Raw genomic sequence first — 20,058 nt, forward strand, 5'->3', positions numbered from 1 at the left:
GGAGGTGTCCACCGAAACCCCGGAGACCGCTCCTGCGGCCCCGGAGACCGTCCCCGAGGCCGGGGAAGCCGTGGCCGAGGACGCCGCTCCGCGCCGTTCCCGGCGTCGTGCGACGCGCAGCGTGACCTCCCCGGAGGTGTCCACCGAAACCCCGGAGACCGCTCCTGCGGCCCCGGAGACCGTCCCCGAGGCCGGGGAAGCCGTGGCCGAGGACGCCGCTCCGCGCCGGACCCGGCGTCGCGCCACGCGGCGCGCCGACGCGCCCGCCGCCGAGGAGACCCCGGTGACCGAGGCCCCCGAGCCCGTCCAGGCTCCCGAGCCCGTCCAGGCTCCCGAGCCCGCACAGGCTCCCGAGCCCGTCGCCGACGAGGCCGCTCCGCGGCGCCGGCGCCGGGTGGTCCGTAAGGCCGCCGCCGGTTTCGCCGAGCCCGCCGGGTCCGGCGAGGCGGAGACCCCGTCGCGGCGCCCCGCGCGTCCGGCCGTCGCCGTGTTCCAGCCGCCGGTGTTCACCGAGCCCCGCTTCCAGACCCCGGAGCGGGCCGCCGCCGAAGCGGCCGCCGAGGTCGCCGAACCGGTGGCGGAGCCGGAGCGGACCGAGGAGCCGGCCGAGGAGCAGCCCGCAGCCTCCCGCCGCCGTCGCCGGCGCCGGGGTGAGGAGCCCGAGGCCGCTCCCGTGACCCCCGCCGAGGACGAGGCGGAGGAGGACGAGGCGGAGGAGGCCGAGGACCACGCCGAGGCCGACGACCAGGACGACAGCGAGGCCGCCGGCTCGCGCCGGCGTCGTCGCCGCGGCGGCCGTCGCCGCCGGCGGGGTGACTCCGCCGAGACCGACATCGAGGGCGGCGAGCCCGCGGACGTCTCCGCCGAGCAGGCCGCCCAAGACGCCGAGGACACCGCCGAGCAGGTCGAGGAGGACGCCGAGGAGGCGGCCGAGCAGGCCGAGGACCGCGAGGACTCCGGGTCCAGCAGCAGCCGGCGCCGCCGTCGCCGTCGTCGCCGCGCCGGTGACGGCGGCGGTGAGACCGAGGCCGAGGCGACCGCCGACGACCCCGAGCGCACCGTCGTCAAGGTCCGCGAGCCGCGTCCGAAGGCCGAGCCGTCGGACGAGGTGCAGTCCATCAAGGGCTCCACGCGTCTGGAGGCGAAGAAGCAGCGCCGCCGCGAGGGCCGTGAGCAGGGCCGCCGCCGGGTGCCGATCATCACCGAGGCCGAGTTCCTGGCCCGCCGCGAGGCCGTCGAGCGCGTGATGGTGGTGCGCCAGCACGGCGACCGCACGCAGATCGGCGTCCTGGAGGACGACGTGCTCGTCGAGCACTACGTCAACAAGGAGCAGGCGACCTCGTACGTCGGCAACGTCTACCTCGGCAAGGTGCAGAACGTGCTGCCGTCGATGGAGGCCGCCTTCATCGACATCGGCAAGGGCCGCAACGCCGTGCTGTACGCCGGTGAGGTCAACTTCGAGACGCTCGGCATGTCGGGCGGCCCGCGCCGCATCGAGTCCGCGCTGAAGTCGGGCCAGTCGGTCCTGGTGCAGGTCACCAAGGACCCGATCGGGCACAAGGGCGCCCGCCTCACCAGCCAGGTCTCCCTCCCGGGCCGCTACCTCGTGTACGTCCCCGAGGGCTCGATGACCGGCATCAGCCGCAAGCTGCCCGACACCGAGCGGGCCCGGCTGAAGACCATCCTCAAGAAGGTCGTCCCCGAGGACGCGGGCGTCATCGTGCGCACCGCCGCCGAGGGCGCGAGCGAGGACGAGCTGCGCCGGGACGTCGAGCGGCTGCAGGCGCAGTGGGAGGAGATCAAGAAGAAGTCCAAGAACGGCGGCAGCGCGCCGACGCTGCTGTACGGCGAGCCGGACATGACCGTCCGGGTCGTGCGGGACATCTTCAACGAGGACTTCTCCAAGGTCGTCGTCAGCGGTGACGACGCCTGGGAGACCATCCACGGGTACGTGTCGCACGTGGCGCCGGACCTGGCCGGGCGGCTGTCCAGGTGGACCAGCGAGGTCGACGTCTTCGCCACGTACCGGATCGACGAGCAGCTCGCCAAGGCGCTGGACCGCAAGGTGTGGCTGCCCAGCGGCGGCTCGCTGGTGATCGACCGGACCGAGGCGATGGTCGTCGTCGACGTCAACACCGGCAAGTTCACCGGCCAGGGCGGCAACCTGGAGGAGACGGTCACCAGGAACAACCTGGAGGCGGCCGAGGAGATCGTGCGCCAGCTGCGGCTGCGCGACCTCGGCGGCATCATCGTGATCGACTTCATCGACATGGTGCTGGAGTCCAACCGGGACCTGGTGCTGCGCCGTCTGCTGGAGTGCCTGGGCCGCGACCGTACGAAGCACCAGGTCGCCGAGGTGACCTCGCTGGGCCTGGTCCAGATGACCCGCAAGCGGGTCGGCCAGGGCCTGCTGGAGTCGTTCTCGGAGACCTGCGTCCACTGCAACGGGCGCGGTGTCATCGTGCACCTGGACCAGCCCGCCGCCGGTGGTGGAGGCAAGCGCCGGAAGCGGGCGCGGGCCGGTGCGGCGGACCAGCCGCACGAGCACGAGGCGGTCGCGGGCGTGGAGACGGCCGAGCAGGAGGCGGAGACGGAGACGGCGGCCGAGGTCGCCGCCGAGGCCGCCGAGCCGGTCGCGCTCCCCGCTCCGGAGTTCGTGCCGGACGAGGAGCTGTACAGCAGCGCCGCCGAGGCGGAGGCCGCGGCCACCCGCGGGCGCACGCGCCGCCGGGCGAGCCGGCGGGCGTCGGCCCCGGCGGGCGCGCCGAGGCGGGAGACCGCCAGGGACAGGGCCGGCCGGCACAGGGCCGAGGAGAGCGAGCAGGCCGAGGTCGAGGCCCCGACGGCGCAGGACGTGACGGCCGCCGAGGAGGCCGCGCGTCCGGTGCGGCAGGAGCCGGCCGCCGAGGCGCTGGCCGAGCCCGCGGCCGTCGAGGACGCGGTGGTCCCCGAGCCGGCCGAGCCGGCCGCGGAGGAGGCCGCGCCCAAGGGCCGTACGCGGCGCCGGGCCACCCGCAAGGCGTCCGCGCCGGCCGGTTCCCCGGCGGGGGCGGAGGCCACGGTGGTGACGGTCGCGGAGCCCGCGGCCCCGGTCGCCGAGGCGCCCGCGCCCAAGCCCGAGGAGGCCCCGTCCGAGGCACCCGTCGAGGCACCCGCCGAGACCGGGGCCCCGGCCCGTCCGCGCCGCCGCGCGGTGCGCAAGCCGAGCACGTCGACAGCGTCCGAGGAGACGGCCGTCGTGGTCGTCCCGTCGGCGGTGACGGAGACGGTGACGGAGGCGGCGCCTGCCGAGGCGCCCGTCGAGGAAGCCGGAGCTGAGGCCGAGGCCGAGGCCGCTCCGGCCAGGAAGACCGCCCGCACGGCGGCCAAGAAGGCCACGGCGAAGAAGGCCGCCACGAAGAAGACGGCGGCCAAGAAGACCGCCGCCAAGAAGACGACGGCCAAGAAGGCGGCGGCGAAGACCACCAAGTCGGCCGCCACCAAGACGACCACCGCCAAGACGACCGCGAAGAAGGCGGCGTCGAAGAAGACCGCGGCGGCGGCCCAGCAGCCGCCGTCGTCGGTGACCGCCTCGACGGAGGACTGATCTCCGAATCGTTCGGTGATCGTGATCCGCCCCCGGTTCCGGCCGGGGGCGGATCATTTTTTGCCATTAGGCAACCACTCGGGGTTCGAATGCGTGAATGGCTGGTGAATCGTTGTTCCTGTCGCGTGGTTATGATGTGCCGACAGATTGACTGCGAAATCAGGCAAACGGGGATTTTCCATCCCTGTCAAGGTCCACAGTATTGGGGCGCCACACGTGAAGGCTCTCGTGCTTTCCGGGGGAGCGGGAACCCGCCTCCGTCCGATCACCCACACCTCGGCCAAACAGCTCGTACCGGTCGCCAACAAGCCCGTGCTCTTCTACGGACTGGAAGCGATCGCCGACGCCGGGATCACCGAGGTCGGGATCATCGTCGGTGACACCGCGGACGAGATCCGCGAGGCGGTGGGGGACGGTTCCCGGTTCGGCATCGAGGTCACCTACATCCCGCAGGACGCGCCGCTGGGCCTCGCGCACGCCGTGCTCATCGCCCAGGACTTCCTCGGTGACGACGACTTCGTCATGTACCTCGGTGACAACTTCATCGTCGGCGGCATCACCGGCCTGGTGGAGGAGTTCCGCACCGAGCGGCCCGAGGCGCAGATCCTGCTGACCAAGGTCCCCAACCCCACCTCCTTCGGTGTCGCCGAACTCGGCGCCGACGGCCGCGTGGTGGGCCTGGAGGAGAAGCCGAAGCAGCCGAAGAGCGATCTCGCCCTCGTCGGCGTCTACCTGTTCACCCCCGCCATACACGAGGCCGTCCGCTCCATCGAGCCTTCCTGGCGCGGCGAGTTGGAGATCACGCACGCCATCCAGTGGCTGATCGACCAGAAGCGGGACGTCCGTTCCACCACGATCTCCGGCTACTGGAAGGACACCGGCAACGTCACCGACATGCTGGAGGTCAACCGGTCCGTCCTGGAGGCCCTGGAGCCCCACGACGCGGGCACGGTGGACGAGGCCAGTGAGATCATCGGCCGGGTACGCATCGAGGAAGGCGCCCGGGTCAGCGGCAGCCGGATCGTCGGGCCCGTGGTCATCGGCGCCGGTACGGTGGTCAACGACGCGTACATCGGTCCCTTCACCTCGGTCTCCGAGGGCTGCCGGATCGAGGACAGCGAAATCGAGTACTCCATCGTCCTGCGGGGTGCGTCCGTGACCGGCGTGCGCCGGGTGGAGGCCTCGCTCATCGGGCGCGACGTCGAGGTCACGCCCGCTCCCCGTAACCCCAAGGCCCACCGGCTCGTGCTCGGTGATCACAGCAAGGTGCAGATCTCCTCATGACTACCAGGATCCTGGTGACCGGCGGCGCCGGCTTCATCGGCTCGCACTACGTCCGTACGGTGCTCGGCCCCCAGGGCCCCGGTGACGTCTCGGTCACCGTCCTGGACAAGCTGACGTACGCGGGCAACCCGGCCAACCTCGACGAGGTGCGCGAGCACCCCGGGTTCGCCTTCGTACAGGGCGACATCTGCGACCCGGAGCTGGTCGGCAAGCTGATGGCCGAGCACGACCAGGTGGTGCACTTCGCCGCCGAGTCGCACGTCGACCGGTCCATCGACGGCGGCGCGGAGTTCGTCCGTACGAACGTGGTCGGCACCCACACGCTCGTCGACGCCGCGCACCGGGCCGGCATCAAGACCTTCGTGCACATCTCCACCGACGAGGTCTACGGCTCGATCGACGAGGGCTCCTGGCCCGAGACCCACCCGCTGGAGCCCAACTCGCCCTACTCCTCGGCGAAGGCGTCCAGTGACCTGATCGCGCTGTCCTACCACCGCACCCACGGCCTGGACGTCCGCGTCACCCGCTGCTCCAACAACTACGGGCACCACCACTTCCCCGAGAAGGTCATCCCCCTCTTCGTCACCAACCTCCTCGACGGCAAGAAGGTCCCGCTGTACGGCGACGGCGGCAACGTCCGCGACTGGCTGCACATCGACGACCACGTCCAGGGCATCGAGCTGGTCCGCACCAAGGGCCGCGCGGGCGAGATCTACAACATCGGCGGCGGCACCGAGCTCTCCAACAAGGAGCTCACCGGGCTGCTCCTGAAGGCGTGCGGCGCCGACTGGGAGGCCAGCGTCGAGTACGTCCAGGACCGCAAGGGCCACGACCGCCGCTACTCCGTCGACTGCACGAAGATCCGCGAGGAACTGGGCTACGAGCCCCGCAAGAGCTTCGAGCAGGGCCTCGCCGAGACCGTCCAGTGGTACCGCGACAACCGCGCCTGGTGGGAGCCGCTGAAGGAGCGTGCGGCGCTGTGAGCGGTACGCGCAGCTGGCTGGTGACCGGCGCGGGGGGGATGCTGGCGCGGGACGTCCTGGCCCGGCTCACGACCGCCGGGATCCCGGCGGTCGCCGTCACCCGCGCCGAGCTGGACATCACCGACCCCGCGGCGGTGCGCGAGGTCCTCGCCGGGCATCGGCCCGCGGTCGTGGTCAACTGCGCGGCCTGGACCGCCGTCGACGACGCCGAGACCCGTGAGGACGACGCCCTGCGCATCAACGGCGACGGCCCGCGCCACCTGGCCGAGGCCTGCCGCGAGCTCGACGCCGTGCTCCTGCACGTCTCGACGGACTACGTCTTCCCCGGCGACGCGGACAAGCCGTACGCGGAGGACGCCCCGACGGGCCCGCGCAGCGCGTACGGCCGCACCAAGCTGGCCGGGGAACAGGCCGTCCTGACCACGCTCCCCGACCGCGGATTCGTGGTCCGCACGGCATGGCTGTACGGGGCGGGCGGCGGCAACTTCGTCCATACGATGATCAAGCTGGAGGCCGTCAAGGACACCCTCGACGTCGTCGACGACCAGCGCGGCCAGCCCACCTGGACCGTCGACCTGGCCGACCGCCTGGTGCGCCTCGGCCGGGCGGCCCTCGAGGGGAGCGCTCCCGCGGGTGTGTACCACGGCACCAGCGCCGGCGAGACGACGTGGTTCGGGCTCACCCGGGAGATCTTCCGGCTGCTGGGCGCTGATCCGGAGCGGGTCCGGCCGACCACCAGCGCGGCGTTCGCCCGCCCCGCGCCCCGGCCCGCGTACAGCGTGCTGGGGCACAGCCGCTGGCGGCAGGCCGGCATCGAACCGATACGCGACTGGTCCGAAAGTCTCAGCTCCGCGATGCCCGTGCTGGTCGCGGAGCTCCAGGAGGGGAACCCATGACCGTGAAGGTCAGCATCATCATCCCGGTGTACAACGCGGGGGTCTACATCGAGCGCCCGATCAACTCGATCCTGAAGCAGTCGCTGCCGCAGGACGAGCTCGAGGTGATCTTCGTCGACGACGGATCCACCGATGACTCCGCGGAGCGGCTGCAGGAACTGGCCGACGGGGCGGAGAACATGCGGGTGCTCTCCATGCCGAACTCGGGCTGGCCCGGCCGCCCTCGCAACGTCGGCGTCGCCCATGCGCGTGGTGAGTACATACATTTCCTCGACCAGGACGACGCCTTGGGCCCGAAGGCGCTGGAAGTGATGTACGACCGGGCACGGAAGAACGACTCCGACATCGTCGTCGGCAAGGTCAAGGGCAATATGCGCGGCCCCATACGCCTTTTCCGCGAGTCGGCCGACAGCGTCGGCCCGGAGTTCGCCGAGCTGTACGAGACGCTGACTCCGCACAAGATGTTCCGGCGTCAGTTCCTGCTCGACAACGACATCACCTTCCAGGAGGGGCGCTGTCGTCTCGAGGACCAGATGTTCCTGGCGAAGGCCTATCCGCTCGCCAAGAGCATCACGATCGTCGGCGATGTCGTGTGTTACGACTGGAGCAAGCGCGACGACGGCAGCAACAACAGCAAGAGCCGCACCGAGCCGGAGGACTACTACCCCTGGCTCGCCAAGACCGCGCAGATCGTCAAGGCCAACACGGACCCGGGACCGGTGCGCGACGCCTTCCTGACGCGTAACTACCGGGTCGAAGTCCTGCGGAACACCTCCACGCAGGGCTTCCTGAAGGGCGACCCCTTCAGCATGGGGCACTACGAGGCGGCCCGTAAGGTGGTGATGGAGGAGTACTCGGACTCCGTCCGCGAGGGGCTGCCGCCGCTCTGGCGGTTCCGCGCCGAACTGCTCGAGGCCGACCGTGTCGAGGACCTGCGCAAGGTGGCCGAGCGCTACCGCGACACCGTCAGCGAGGTCGAGTTCAGCGGCCCGGTGCGCTGGCGGCGGGGTGTGCTGGTGGCACCGTTCCGCGCCCGGCTGCGCTACCCGAGTGGCGCCACGGTGAAGGTCAGGAAGCTGGGCGACGGCTACGGCCTCGACCTCGCCGTGGTCCACGGGATAGACGGCGGACCGGAATGGTCCTTCAAGGACATGGAGAACCGTGCGGCCGTGGACTTCCAGCTGCGCCAGCGCAACAAGGCGCAGGCCTGGTTCGCCGACGTCGAGTCCAAGCTGAACGTCGCCTCCGACGGGACCGTGGAGATCACGGGAACCGTCCGTATCGACCCCGACACCGCGGCGTGCGGAGGTCGGCTCCCCAAGGGGCTCTACGACGTCTACGTCAACGTCCAGCTGCTCGGGATCGACCGCATGGCCCGCGTCGAGGGCGGCCCCGTGAGCGAGCTGCTGCCCTGCGGCGGTGAGCGGTCCCAGCGCCGGAACATCCAGGCCGCCCCCTACTGGACGAGGGACGGGCGGCTCGCTCTCGACATCGGCGGGAACATGCACCCGGTCCCGGAGAAGCCCGCAGAGTCCCAGGCCGCTTGGCGCAAGGTGGCCAAGAAGGTCAAACGAGCCCTCACATCCTGAACCGGAGGTTCCGCTACACCATGAAGCCCCTTTCGATCGAAGGCGCCTGGGTCCACGAGCCCAGCGTCTTCCCGGACGAGCGCGGCAGTTTCCACGAGTGGTTCCGCGGAGCGGATTTCCGCGCGAGCACCGGGCACGACCTGTCCCTGGCCCAGGCGAACTGCTCGGTCTCCCGCCGCGGCACCCTCCGCGGCATCCACTTCGCCGACGTGCCGCCGAGCCAGGCCAAGTACGTGAAGTGCGTACGCGGCGCCGTGCTCGACGCGGTCGTCGACATCCGGGTCGGCTCCCCCACCTACGGGCAGTGGGAGCTGGTCCGGCTCGACGACGAGACGCACGCCTCGGTCTACCTCTCCGAGGGCCTCGGGCACGCCTTCCTGGCGCTGACCGACGACGCGACGGTCGTCTACCTCTGTTCCGAGGGTTACGCGCCGCAGCGGGAGCACGGCATCCACCCCCTCGACCCCGAGCTGGGCATCGAATGGCCGGCGGATGTGGAACCGCTGCTTTCGGACAAGGACGCCGCCGCCCCGACGCTGGCGGAGGCGGCGGCGCGGGGACTGCTGCCCCGTTACGAGGACTGCGTCGCCTACCGTTCGGCACTCTGAAAGCCTTTTAAGTTACCGAACGGTAGGTGTTTACTCCCCGGTCGAACCCCGGCTAGCTTCCGTGAATCGCTTAGTCGTCACCCACCAGTGAAGGGCGCGCTTTACGTGGATCGGCACGGGTTCCTCCGCCAGTTGCACAAGGTTTACCGCCCCCGTAACTACCTTGAGATTGGAGTGAATGACGGTCGCAGCCTGACGCTGTCCCGGGTTCCCACGGTCGCCGTCGATCCGGCGTTCAAGGTGACGTCGGAGGTCAGCTGCGATGTGCACCTGGTCAAGGCGACGAGTGACGCCTTCTTCGCCCGCAAGGATCCGCTGATCCATCTGCGCAACGGCCGCAACCCGTTCCGTGCGCTCGCCCGCCGTGATCCGCTGAACCTCCTGGGCGGCGAGCCGCGGCTCGACCTGGCGTTCATCGACGGCATGCACCTCTTCGAGTTCGCGCTGCGGGACTTCATGAACGTCGAGCGGCACTCGCGCTGGTCGAGCGTGATCGTCCTGGACGACATGCTGCCGCGCGACGTCGACGAGGCGGCCCGCGACCGGCACACGGGGATGTGGACCGGTGACGTGTTCAAGGTGGCGCAGGTGTTGCGGCGCTTCCGCCCCGATCTGGTGGTGGTGGAGCTCGACACGAAGCCGACCGGTGTCGTGGCGGTCTTCGGAGCCGATCCGACCAGCACCGTGCTGAAGGACAACTACGACAGGATCATCGAGGAGTACCGCGCCGACGACCCGCAGGTCGTTCCGGAGGAGGTCCTGCTGCGCAAGAACGCCGTCCAGGGCGAGATCCTGCTCGGGGCGGACTTCTGGCCGGCCCTCATGCGGGCCCGCAACCTGCGCCGCCCCCGCTCGGCGTTCGCGCCGATCCGTCGCCGCATCCAGGCCGTGGCCGGCTGACGCCGGCTGCTCCGCCGGGCCGGACGCCTCCGGCCCGGCGGACGCGCGTCCGGTCCGGTCCCGCGGCCACTCCCGTTCCCCGGCCGGCCCGAGGTCCGGTTTGACCCTCACGTCGGGGCCCCGTAACCTTGACCGTCGGCGTGTCCATCGGGGCCGCCACGTCCCCGTAAACCTCTTCCTTCCGGGTGCTCCGGTGTCCGGGAGAGGTCGTCCGTGTTCTTGGCCGGGCGGCTGGCCTGCGGGGATGCCGTTCTTCGAGTGAGAGTGAGATCCGCGTGTACGCCATCGTGCGCAGCGGTGGTCGCCAGCACAAGGTTGCTGTCGGCGACATCGTTGAGGTTGACAAGATTTCCACCGCCAAGGTCGGCGACACGGTCGAGCTCTCGACCCTGCTCGTCGTCGACGGCGACGCTGTGACCAGCGACCCGTGGGTGCTGGCCGGCATCAAGGTCCAGGCCGAGGTCGTGGACCACCACAAGGGCCAGAAGATCGACATTCTGCGCTACAAGAACAAGACCGGCTACCGCCGTCGTCAGGGCCACCGCCAGCAGTACACGGCGATCAAGGTCACTGAGATCCCCGCGGCTGCGAAGTAAGGGACTGAGGAGACATGGCACACAAGAAGGGCGCATCGTCCACCCGGAACGGTCGCGACTCGAACGCTCAGCGGCTCGGCGTGAAGCGCTTCGGCGGTCAGGCCGTCAACGCGGGTGAGATCCTGGTCCGCCAGCGCGGCACCCACTTCCACCCGGGCGCCGGCGTCGGCCGTGGCGGCGACGACACGCTGTTCGCCCTGCAGGCCGGTGCGGTGCAGTTCGGCACCCACCGTGGCCGCAAGGTCGTGAACATCGTTCCGGTCGCCTGATCGGAAGCTTTCGAGAGGCGGACCTCACTTCCCGGTCGGGAAGGCGGGTCCGCCTTTCGCGCGTTAAGACAAGAAACCCCTGATACGTCTCTGGAGGCACCCCACCATGACCACCTTCGTGGACCGCGTCGAGCTGCACGTCGCCGCGGGTAACGGAGGCCACGGCTGTGCCTCCGTCCACCGTGAGAAGTTCAAGCCGCTCGGCGGACCCGACGGCGGGAACGGCGGACGCGGCGGCGATGTGATCCTCACCGTCGACCAGTCCGTGACGACCCTCCTCGACTACCACCACTCCCCGCACCGCAAGGCCACCAACGGCAAGCCCGGCGAGGGCGGCAACCGGTCCGGGAAGGACGGGCAGGACCTGGTCCTCCCCGTGCCGGACGGGACCGTCGTCCTGGACAAGGCGGGCAACGTGCTCGCGGACCTGGTCGGGCACGGGACGTCGTACGTCGCCTCCCAGGGCGGACGCGGCGGGCTCGGCAACGCCGCCCTCGCCTCCGCGCGCCGCAAGGCGCCCGGGTTCGCGCTGCTCGGCGAGCCGGGGGACCTGCGGGACATCGTCCTGGAGCTCAAGACCGTCGCCGACGTGGCGCTGGTGGGGTACCCGAGCGCCGGCAAGTCGTCGCTGATCTCCGTGCTCAGCGCCGCCAAGCCGAAGATCGCCGACTACCCCTTCACCACCCTCGTCCCGAACCTCGGTGTCGTCACCGCCGGGTCGACCGTCTACACCATCGCCGACGTGCCCGGCCTCATCCCCGGCGCCAGCCAGGGCAAGGGGCTCGGCCTGGAGTTCCTGCGGCACGTCGAGCGGTGCAGCGTGCTCGTGCACGTGCTGGACACCGCCACGCTGGAGTCCGACCGCGACCCCGTCTCCGACCTCGACATCATCGAGGAGGAGCTGCGGCAGTACGGCGGCCTCGACAACCGCCCCCGCGTCGTCGTCCTCAACAAGATCGACGTCCCCGACGGCAAGGACCTCGCCGAGATGGTGCGCCCCGACCTGGAGGCGCGCGGCTACCGCGTCTTCGAGGTGTCGGCCGTCGCCCACATGGGGCTGAGGGAGCTGTCGTTCGCGCTCGCCGAACTGGTGGCCCAGGCGCGGGCGGCCAGGCCGAAGGAGGAGGCGACCCGCATCGTCATCCGGCCCAAGGCCGTGGACGACGCCGGCTTCACCGTCACCCGCGAGGACATCGACGGGGAGCCGCTGTTCCGCGTGCGCGGCGAGAAGCCCGAACGCTGGGTCCGCCAGACCGACTTCAACAACGACGAGGCCGTCGGCTACCTCGCCGACCGGCTCAACCGCCTCGGTGTCGAGACCGAGTTGATGAAGGCCGGCGCCCGGTCCGGTGACGGCGTCGCCATCGGCCCCGAGGAGAACGCGGTCGTCTTCGACTGGGAGCCGACCGTCACGGCGGGCGCGGAGATGCTCGGCCGGCGCGGCGAGGACCACCGCTTCGAGGCACCCCGCCCGGCCGCCCAGCGGCGCCGCGACAAGCAGGCCGAACGGGACGACTCCGAGCAGGAGTACGACGACTTCGAGCCGTTCTAGCCGGTGCGGTGACGGCGGGTGAGGCCGTGGTGAACACCCGGGCAGCCAACGGGTGTCCCGGCCGGCCGCGCTGAAGGGCGACCCGACCGGTTCTACGACAGGACGCCCGCCATGACCGCGCCTTCCCCACGCCACGGGAACCTCACCCGCCCCGCACGGGTCGCGCTCGCGACTGGCGTGGCATTCGTCGCCGGCGCCCTCGCGGTGCCCGGAGCGTACGCGGCGCCCGCCGAGGGACCGGCCGCCGTCGCCGCGCAGCCGCGCGACGACTTCAACGGCGACGGCTACGCCGACCTCGCCGTCGCCGCGCCGGGGGAGAACTCCGGCGCCGGGTCGGTGTGGTACTTCCGCTCCACCCCGGCGGCCGTCACGGGGAGCGCCGGGACCTTCGGCGCGGGCACCCTCGGCACGGTGGCGACCGGGGCGAAGCTGGGCACCGCCTTCGCCGACTGACCGTACGGGCTCCGGCGGCCGTCGCCCGCCGCTCACCCGGCAGACCCGTCGTGGCCACGGGATGTTCCCGTGCCGCGGCGGGTTTTCCGTTGTCCCCCTGCTTGTCATGCACGCGAACTGCGGCGTTCAGCGGACGGACCGTCCGGACCGCGAGCTTCCCAGTGTCCGAGTGTCTTACGAGGCAGGGGAGTTCGCCCGATGTCCGGAGCAGTTCAGCCCGACCGCCGCCGCGTCCTGACCGCCGGTGCCGCCGTGCTCGGCGCCGCATCCGCCCAGCTGTGGCTGCCCGCCACCGCGCACACGGCCGGAATGAAGCTGCCCGACGGCGTGTTCGCCCTGGGGGTGGCCTCCGGCGACCCGCTGCCCGACGGGGTCGTCCTGTGGACCCGGCTCGCCCCGGACCCGCTGAACGGCGGCGGCATGCCCGACTACACCGTGGCCGTGGAGTGGCAGGTCGCCCGGGACTCCCGCTTCAAGAAGGTCGTCCGCCGGGGCGCCGCCCTGGCCCGGCGCATGTACGGGCACAGCGTCCACGTGGACGTACGCGGGCTGGACCCGGACACCACGTACTGGTTCCGCTTCCGCGCCGGCGGGCAGCTCTCGCGCGTCGGCCGCACCCGGACCGCGCCCGCCCCGCACAGCTCCGGCGGCCGGCTGAAGGTCGCGCTCGCCTCCTGCCAGAACTGGCAGCAGGGCTACTTCACCCCGTACGCCGACATGCTCCAGCAGGACCCGGACGTCGTGGTGTTCGTCGGCGACTACATCTACGAGTCCACGCCCTCGGCGACCGGCGTACGACGCCACGAGGGCACCGGTGAGCCGTACAGCCTCACCCAGTACCGCAACCGGTACGCCCAGTACCGCTCCGACCCGGACCTCGCGGCGATGCACGCGAACGCGCCCTTCGTGGTCACCTTCGACGACCACGAGGTCGACAACGACTTCGCCGGAGAGATCCCGCAGGACCCCGACAAGCAGGCGCACGACCCGTTCGTCGCCCGGCTGACGGCCGCCTACCAGGCGTACTACGAGCACATGCCGGTCCGCGCCACCGCCGTCCCGAACGGCCCGCACATCCGGATGCACCGCCGGCTGGAGTTCGGCCGGCTGGCCCGGCTCAACGTGCTGGACACCCGCCAGTACCGGAGCGACCAGGCCACCAGCCAGGAAGGCGCCCAGGACCCCTCGCTGACCATGCTCGGGGCCGCGCAGAAGCGCTGGCTGGTCGACGGGCTGCGGCACTCGCCCGCCCGCTGGAACCTGATCGCCTCGCAGATCATGATGGCGGAGACCGATCTCCAGGCCGGTGAGGGCAAGCTCTGGGCCTACGACGCCTGGGACGGTTACCAGGTCGAACGCAACGCGTTGCTGCGGGAGTTCCGGCGGGTGAGCAACCCCGTCGTCCTCACCGGTGACCGCCATCTGACCATGATCAGCGACCTGAAGGCGGACTTCGCCGATCCGAGGTCGGCGGTCGTGGGCGCGGAGTTCGTCGGCACGTCCATCTCCAGCAACGGCGACCAGGACCAGGCCGCGTTCCGCGCGCAGTGGGATCCGCGGCGCGCGGACAATCCGCACTGGAAGCTGCTCGACGCTCACCGGGGGTACCACCTGTTCGACATCCGTCGTGACGGCATCGACGCGCGGGTGCGGGTGGTGGACACGGTGGTGCGGCCGCGGGCCACGTCCCGCACGCTGGCCGCGCTGCGGGTGGAGGCGGGGAGGCCGGGCGTGCACCTGGTCTGAGCGGGGCGGGGGTGGGTCCGCGGCCCGGCGCTTTGCGGGGCGCCCGGTGTCGGGGTGGGCCGGGGGGTGGGGTTGCGCGGCCCGGCGCTTGCGGGGTGCCGTCGCGCCCACCCGTGCCGCCCTGCGGCACGACTGCCCGCGGATGCGGAGGGTGCGGCGGTCCGCGGATGTGGAGGGTGCGGCGGTCCGTGGGTGCGGAGGGTGCGGCGGTCCGTGGGTGCGGAGGGTGCGGCACTCAGCCGGGTCCCAGGTTGCTCTCACGGGATCCTCAGTGAGGCGTCCTACCGTGCCTCGGCATGGACACCGACTGTACGAGAGAAGAACTCCGCACCCCCGCCCTCCCCGCCGGTACCCGCCTGCTGCACATCGGTCCGCACAAGACCGGCACCACCGCCGTCCAGGGCGCGCTGTTCGCGGCGAAGGAGGAGATGGCGCGGCACGGCGTCGACTTCCCGGCGCACAGCCGGCACCCGATCGAGGCCGTCCTCGCCGCCTGCGCCAGGCCCGCGATGATGGGGGACACCGTCCCCACCGAGAAGCACTGGCGGCGGCTGCTGGACCAGGTGGCGGCCACGGGGGAGCGCACCTCCGTGATCAGCAGCGAGTTCTTCGCCGACGCCGAGGACGACGCGACGATCGCCCGGATCGTCGAGCAGCTCGGCGGCGACCGGGTGCACGTCCTGGTCACCCTGCGGCCCCTGGCGCGGATCATGCCCTCGCAGTGGCAGCAGTACGTGCAGAACGGACTGCGGCTGGGGTACGAGCCGTGGCTGGAGCACATGCTCCGCCGGGCCCCGTACGACAGGCCCACCCCCAGCTTCTGGCGCCGGCACCGGCACGACCGGCTGGTCGAGCGGTGGGTTGGGGCGACCGGTCCCGACCGGGTGACCGTCGTCGTGGTCGACGACCGCGACCGGGACGCGCTGATGCGCACCTTCGAGGCGCTCCTCGGACTGCCCGGGGGGCTGCTGCGGCCGGTCCCGGAGACCGCGAACCGTTCCCTCACCCTCGCCGAGACCGAAATGCTGCGGAACCTCAATAAGGAATTCCGCGGCAATGAGCTTCCGGAAGAGCTGTATTCGAGGCTGGTGCGGCACGGCGCGATCGCGCATATGAAGAACGCGTGCAGCCCCACCCCGCAGGACGTGAGGATCCGTACCCCGCAATGGGCCCTGGAGGCCGCCGCCGGGATCGGCGCCGAGACGGCCGCGCGGATCGGCTCCCTGGGCGTACGGGTCCTCGGTGACCCGGAGTCGCTGTCCCGCGTACCGGCGTCCGGGGGACAGCCGGGTGAGCCGCGGCTCGCTCCCGAGGTGGCCGCGCAGGCCCTGTTCGGGATGCTCGCCACGGTCGCCGCGACGAACGGCACCGACAAAGGGCGTACTGTTCACCGGACATCGTCGAAGGAACTCGTGAAGGTCCTCGGCCACCGCTGCCTGAAACGGCTGCGCCTGCGCTGAGCCGACCGGGTGGTGTCACGCCTGTCACGCACAGCAATGACACAACTCCTGTGGAGTTACTCACAAGAATTCACCGTGCGTCCCTGGAACCCTCACCGGGCGCCAGGAGTCCTAGGTGAATGACAGGTGGCGCGCACATATGCGGCAGAGGTCGCTCACCTTGCACTGCGGTAACCCCAAGTGGGACCATTTCGAAGTTCCCTGTCGCCCCAAGGTAGGTCACCTGTGTCCCAGCACATAGCCAAGCCCCGTACCACCGCAGTGATCCTGGCCGGCGGTACCGGTCAGCGGGTGGGTCTCTCGATCCCCAAGCAGCTGCTGAAGATCGCCGGCAAGGCAGTCATCGAGCACACCCTGGCCACCTTCGAGAAGGCCGACTCGATCGACGACATCATCGTGCTGATGGCGCCGGGATACGTGCCCGACATCGAGAAGATCGTCGCCAAGGCCGGGTTCACGAAGGTCACCAAGGTCATCGAGGGCGGCTCGACCCGGAACGAGACCACGGAGCGGGCCATCGCCGCGCTCGGCGAGGGCCTGGCCGAGGGCGAGGACCGCAACGTCCTCTTCCACGACGCCGTGCGCCCCCTGCTGTCGCAGCGCGTCATCGACGACTGCGTGACCGCGCTGGAGCGCTACCAGGCCGTCGACGTGGCCATCCCGTCCGCCGACACCATCATCGTCACGCGCACGCACGGCGGGGACGGCGAGTTCATCACGGAGATCCCGGACCGCTCCCGGCTGCGCCGCGGCCAGACCCCGCAGGCCTTCAAGCTGTCCACCATCCGCCGCGCCTACGAGGTCGCCGCCGGCGACCCCAACTTCCAGGCCACGGACGACTGCTCGGTCGTGCTCAGGTACCTGCCGGACGTGCCGATCCACGTCGTGGCGGGCGACGAGTACAACATGAAGGTCACCCAGCCCGTCGACGTCTTCATCGCCGACAAGCTCTTCCAGCTCGCCTCCACCGCCGCCCCCGAGCAGGTCTCCGAGGAGGCCTACCGGCAGCTGCTCACCGGCAGGACCATGGTGGTCTTCGGCGGTTCGTACGGCATCGGCAAGGACATCGCCGAGCTCGCCGAGTCCTACGGCGCCACCGTCTACGCGCTGGGCCGCTCCACCACCGGCACCCACGTGGAGAACCCGGAGGAGGTCGACGACGCGCTGTCCAAGGCGTACGGCGAGACCGGCCGCATCGACTACGTCGTCAACACCGCGGGCGTGCTGCGCATCGGCAAGCTCGCCGAGACCGACAACGCCACCATCGAGGAGGCGCTGAAGGTCAACTACCTGGCCCCGGTGCAGATCGCCCGCTCCGCCTACAAGTACCTCGCCGAGACCAAGGGACAGTTGCTGCTGTACACCTCCAGCAGCTACACCCGCGGGCGCGCCGAGTACAGCCTGTACTCCTCGACCAAGGCCGCGATGGTGAACCTCACCCAGGCCCTGTCCGACGAATGGGCCGGTGACGGCGTCCGGGTGAACTGCATCAACCCGGAGCGCACCGCCACGCCGATGCGCACCAAGGCTTTCGGACAGGAGCCGGCGGGCAGCCTGCTCTCCTCCGAGGCAGTCGCCCGGACCTCGCTGGACGTGCTGTTGTCCGAGCTCACCGGCCATGTCATCGACGTACGGCAGCAGGATCCGACGGCGGGCGCGGCGCGGGCCACCGGGTTCGAGCAGGCGCTGGCCGCGGTGCTGGACCGTCAGGACGGCGTGTAATAATTGCCGCCAAATAGTCTTCCGTAATTCAGGCCTCCACGGCCTCCTGTTCACGTAGTCAGTCGACGGGAGTTCGCGGGGGCCTGAATCCGTACCTCCCGAATTGCGCACAGGCACACAACCGGCACTCCCCCTCCAAGAGCAGGTTATTCGTGATATCCACCGCTATTCGCGTCGCCCGGGTGGGCAGCGCGGCCGAGCTGGCCGCGGCGGTCCTCATGTTGCTGGGCTTCCCCTGCCTCATGCTGGCCGCGCTCGTCCCGAGCATCCCCGCCTTCGCGGCAGCGGCCGCAGTGACGTACCTGGCGGACCACTATCTGCACCGCAAGGGCAGCTACCTGGTCAGCCGCCTCAGCAAGGTGCGGGCCGGCCTGTCGATCCGCTTCCTGATCCGGCAGCTCCTGCTGATCCTGCTGCTGGCCCGCCTGTCCCTCGCGGACAACCTGATCTACTACGGGGCGATCGCCTGCTTCATCGCCTTCTACGGTCTTCAGGCCCCGCACGGCGCGCTCACCACGCTGATCCGCAACCGCCGCCGGATGCCGGTCGCCACCCGCAACGTCGACCTGGCCTCCCGCATCCGCATCCCGGACGCGCCGCCGCAGGTGCTGCTGAACCGTGCCGCGGAGAAGATGCTCCACCTCGACCTCGCGGCGGTCGTCGGCATACTCGTCGGTGCCTTCCTGGAGTCGGCCGCCGTCGGCTACACCGGCATCGGCGTCACGGTCGCCGCGGGCGTCCTGTACGTCCTCGCCCTGCTGCCCTACGTGCGCGGCCGGAAGACCCCGCCGGTCCCGGAGAAGGTGCTGGACGCGGTCGACGACTGGCTGCGCGAGTACCGCCCGGAGACCGTGCTGTACTTCTCCGGCTCCAAGGACTCCGCCTACCAGGTCAACATGTGGCTGGAGACCATGGAGCAGCTGGACACCCGTCCGCTGGTCCTGCTGCGCGAGCGGGTCATCCTGCAGAACCTGGCGCCCACCACGGTCCCCGTCGTCTGCGTGCCCGGAGGGGTGCACCTGATGAACATGGACCTGTCCACGGTGCGGGTCGCGCTGTACGCGGCGAACGTCGGCAAGAACATCCACATGCTGCGCGTCCCCACCATGAAGCACGTCTTCATCGGCCACGGCGACAGCGACAAGCTCGCCAGCGTCAACCCGTACAGCAAGGTCTACGACGAGGTGTGGACGGCCGGCCGCGCGGGCCGCGACCGCTACGCCATCGCCGACGTCGGTGTCCGCGACGACGACATCGTCGAGGTCGGCCGCCCGCAGCTGGCCCCGATCCGGACCTGGCAGGGCGTCCCCGGCGACCGCATGCCGACCGTCCTGTACGCCCCCACCTGGGAGGGCTGGGACGACAACCCCGGCAACACCTCGATCCTGCTGGCCGGCGAGAACATCGTGAGGAAGCTGGTCGAGGCCGACCCGGCGGTGCGCGTCCTGTACAAGCCGCACCCCTTCACCGGCACCCGCAGCGCGAAGGCGAAGGCCGCCCACCAGCGGATCACCGCGCTGATCGAGAAGGCCGCCGCCGCGCGCGCCGCCGACCCGCGCTTCACCGCCGACACCACCGCCCAGGCCGAGGCCGGGGCCGAGCTGGCGCGCATCGAGGCCCGGCTGGCCGAGCTGACCGGCGGCACCGAGAAGGGCGACGAGGCCGAGGCCTCCCGCGACGGGGTGCTCGACGTGGCCCGGCACGAGGAGACCGCCCGGCTGCGCGCCGAGTGGAACACCGCGTACTGGCGCTCCTTCCCCGACTGGGAGCACCGCGTCATCACGGGCGCCGAGCCGCGGCTGTACGACTGCTTCAACGTCTCCGACGCGATGGTCTCCGACATCTCCAGCGTGGTCTCCGACTTCATCGCCAGCGGCAAGCCGTACGCCGTCACGGACTCCGCCGAGCTGGGCGTGGAGGAGTTCAAGCGGCAGAACACGGCGGTGCGCGCCGCGGTGATCCTGTCCAACGGCGCGAAGGAGCTCGGCGGGCTGCTCGACGCGGTCCGCGACCCGGCCGCCGACCCGCTGGCCGGGGACCGGGGGGAGCTCAAGCGCTACCTCCTCGGCCCGGACGAGCCGAAGTCCATCGACCAGTTCAACACCGCGGTCGGGCAGCTCGCGCTGAAGGCCGAGACCCGCAACCTCGGCCAGGAGTCCCGGATCACCACCGGCGGCCCCGACGTGGAGCTGGCGGACGCGGTGCCCGTGCCGCGGGCGTCGGCGGCCGGTGAGGCGGACGGCGTCGACGCCGTCTGACCGGCCCGGCGGGTTCAACGGGGCTCGGCCCCCGAGGAGTTGATCCTCGGGGGCCGAGCCCTTTCGCACACCCGACGGGCGACGGCGCCCCTATGACGTGGACCACCGAAACAGGTGTCCGGGCAACCCCTTGTCCCGAACGCCCGTCTAACAAGC

General features: G+C 71.0%; 15 protein-coding genes. All 15 read left to right on the plus strand.

Annotation, left to right across the window (positions count from 1 at the left end; genetic code table 11):
• Positions 1-3,586, plus strand: a 3,586-nt coding sequence (locus tag ACIA6T_RS04360; protein ID WP_399445038.1) for an Rne/Rng family ribonuclease, incomplete at its 5' end; no start/stop codon positions are given.
• Between the two features lie 216 nt (positions 3,587-3,802).
• Positions 3,803-4,870, plus strand: a complete 1,068-nt coding sequence (locus ACIA6T_RS04365; protein ID WP_399445039.1) for a glucose-1-phosphate thymidylyltransferase — start codon at positions 3,803-3,805, stop codon at positions 4,868-4,870.
• Positions 4,867-5,853, plus strand: a complete 987-nt coding sequence (rfbB, locus tag ACIA6T_RS04370) for a dTDP-glucose 4,6-dehydratase (protein WP_399445040.1) — start codon at positions 4,867-4,869, stop codon at positions 5,851-5,853. Before ACIA6T_RS04365 ends, rfbB begins: the two co-directional genes overlap by 4 nt.
• A complete protein-coding gene (rfbD, locus tag ACIA6T_RS04375; RefSeq protein ID WP_399445041.1) occupies positions 5,850-6,749 on the plus strand; it encodes a dTDP-4-dehydrorhamnose reductase in 900 nt (299 codons plus the stop codon). The genes rfbB and rfbD overlap by 4 nt, the downstream gene beginning before the upstream one ends.
• Positions 6,746-8,338 carry a glycosyltransferase family 2 protein gene (locus ACIA6T_RS04380; protein ID WP_399445042.1) on the plus strand — a complete coding sequence of 531 codons (1,593 nt, stop codon included), beginning with the start codon at positions 6,746-6,748 and terminating at the stop codon, positions 8,336-8,338. Before rfbD ends, ACIA6T_RS04380 begins: the two co-directional genes overlap by 4 nt.
• 20 nt (positions 8,339-8,358) lie before the next feature.
• Positions 8,359-8,946 (plus strand): dTDP-4-dehydrorhamnose 3,5-epimerase, encoded by a 588-nt coding sequence (gene rfbC, locus ACIA6T_RS04385; RefSeq protein WP_399445043.1) that lies wholly within the window; start codon positions 8,359-8,361, stop codon positions 8,944-8,946.
• Positions 8,947-9,051: 105 nt separating this feature from the next.
• Positions 9,052-9,846, plus strand: a complete 795-nt coding sequence (locus ACIA6T_RS04390; protein WP_399445044.1) for a class I SAM-dependent methyltransferase — start codon at positions 9,052-9,054, stop codon at positions 9,844-9,846.
• 275 nt (positions 9,847-10,121) lie between these two features.
• On the plus strand, positions 10,122-10,442 hold the full coding sequence (gene rplU / locus ACIA6T_RS04395) for a 50S ribosomal protein L21 (RefSeq protein ID WP_004931419.1): 321 nt from the start codon (positions 10,122-10,124) through the stop codon (positions 10,440-10,442).
• A 14-nt stretch (positions 10,443-10,456) separates the two neighbouring features.
• Entirely contained in the window at positions 10,457-10,711 is a 255-nt protein-coding gene (gene rpmA / locus ACIA6T_RS04400) for a 50S ribosomal protein L27 (protein WP_003976205.1), read from the plus strand.
• Positions 10,712-10,817: 106 nt separating this feature from the next.
• Positions 10,818-12,263: a GTPase ObgE gene (gene obgE, locus ACIA6T_RS04405; RefSeq protein WP_399445045.1), complete on the plus strand. Its 1,446-nt coding sequence runs from the start codon at positions 10,818-10,820 to the stop codon at positions 12,261-12,263.
• A 111-nt stretch (positions 12,264-12,374) separates the two neighbouring features.
• The gene (locus tag ACIA6T_RS04410; RefSeq protein ID WP_399445046.1) at positions 12,375-12,716 is read left to right on the plus strand and encodes an FG-GAP repeat protein; all 342 of its coding nucleotides are present in this window, start codon (positions 12,375-12,377) and stop codon (positions 12,714-12,716) included.
• 198 nt (positions 12,717-12,914) lie between these two features.
• A complete protein-coding gene (locus ACIA6T_RS04415) occupies positions 12,915-14,462 on the plus strand; it encodes an alkaline phosphatase D family protein (RefSeq protein WP_399445047.1) in 1,548 nt (515 codons plus the stop codon).
• Between the two features lie 296 nt (positions 14,463-14,758).
• A complete protein-coding gene (locus ACIA6T_RS04420) occupies positions 14,759-15,922 on the plus strand; it encodes a hypothetical protein (protein ID WP_399445048.1) in 1,164 nt (387 codons plus the stop codon).
• 225 nt (positions 15,923-16,147) lie between these two features.
• Entirely contained in the window at positions 16,148-17,644 is a 1,497-nt protein-coding gene (locus ACIA6T_RS04425) for a D-ribitol-5-phosphate cytidylyltransferase (protein ID WP_399445049.1), read from the plus strand.
• Positions 17,645-17,826: 182 nt separating this feature from the next.
• Positions 17,827-19,902 carry a hypothetical protein gene (locus ACIA6T_RS04430; RefSeq protein ID WP_399445306.1) on the plus strand — a complete coding sequence of 692 codons (2,076 nt, stop codon included), beginning with the start codon at positions 17,827-17,829 and terminating at the stop codon, positions 19,900-19,902.
• The last annotated feature ends 156 nt before the right edge of the window (positions 19,903-20,058 follow it).

It is taken from the genome of Streptomyces sp. NPDC051740 (assembly GCF_044453165.1).
Taxonomy (GTDB): Bacteria; Actinomycetota; Actinomycetes; order Streptomycetales; family Streptomycetaceae; genus Streptomyces; species Streptomyces atrovirens.

Coding starts and splice junctions, on each gene's coding strand:
- rfbB (WP_399445040.1), top strand. CDS start 4,867: ATGACTACCAGGATCCTGGTGACCGGCGGCGCCGGCTTCATCGGCTCG.
- ACIA6T_RS04380 (WP_399445042.1), top strand. CDS start 6,746: ATGACCGTGAAGGTCAGCATCATCATCCCGGTGTACAACGCGGGGGTC.
- rfbC (WP_399445043.1), top strand. CDS start 8,359: ATGAAGCCCCTTTCGATCGAAGGCGCCTGGGTCCACGAGCCCAGCGTC.
- rpmA (WP_003976205.1), top strand. CDS start 10,457: ATGGCACACAAGAAGGGCGCATCGTCCACCCGGAACGGTCGCGACTCG.
- obgE (WP_399445045.1), top strand. CDS start 10,818: ATGACCACCTTCGTGGACCGCGTCGAGCTGCACGTCGCCGCGGGTAAC.
- ACIA6T_RS04410 (WP_399445046.1), top strand. CDS start 12,375: ATGACCGCGCCTTCCCCACGCCACGGGAACCTCACCCGCCCCGCACGG.
- ACIA6T_RS04415 (WP_399445047.1), top strand. CDS start 12,915: ATGTCCGGAGCAGTTCAGCCCGACCGCCGCCGCGTCCTGACCGCCGGT.
- ACIA6T_RS04420 (WP_399445048.1), top strand. CDS start 14,759: ATGGACACCGACTGTACGAGAGAAGAACTCCGCACCCCCGCCCTCCCC.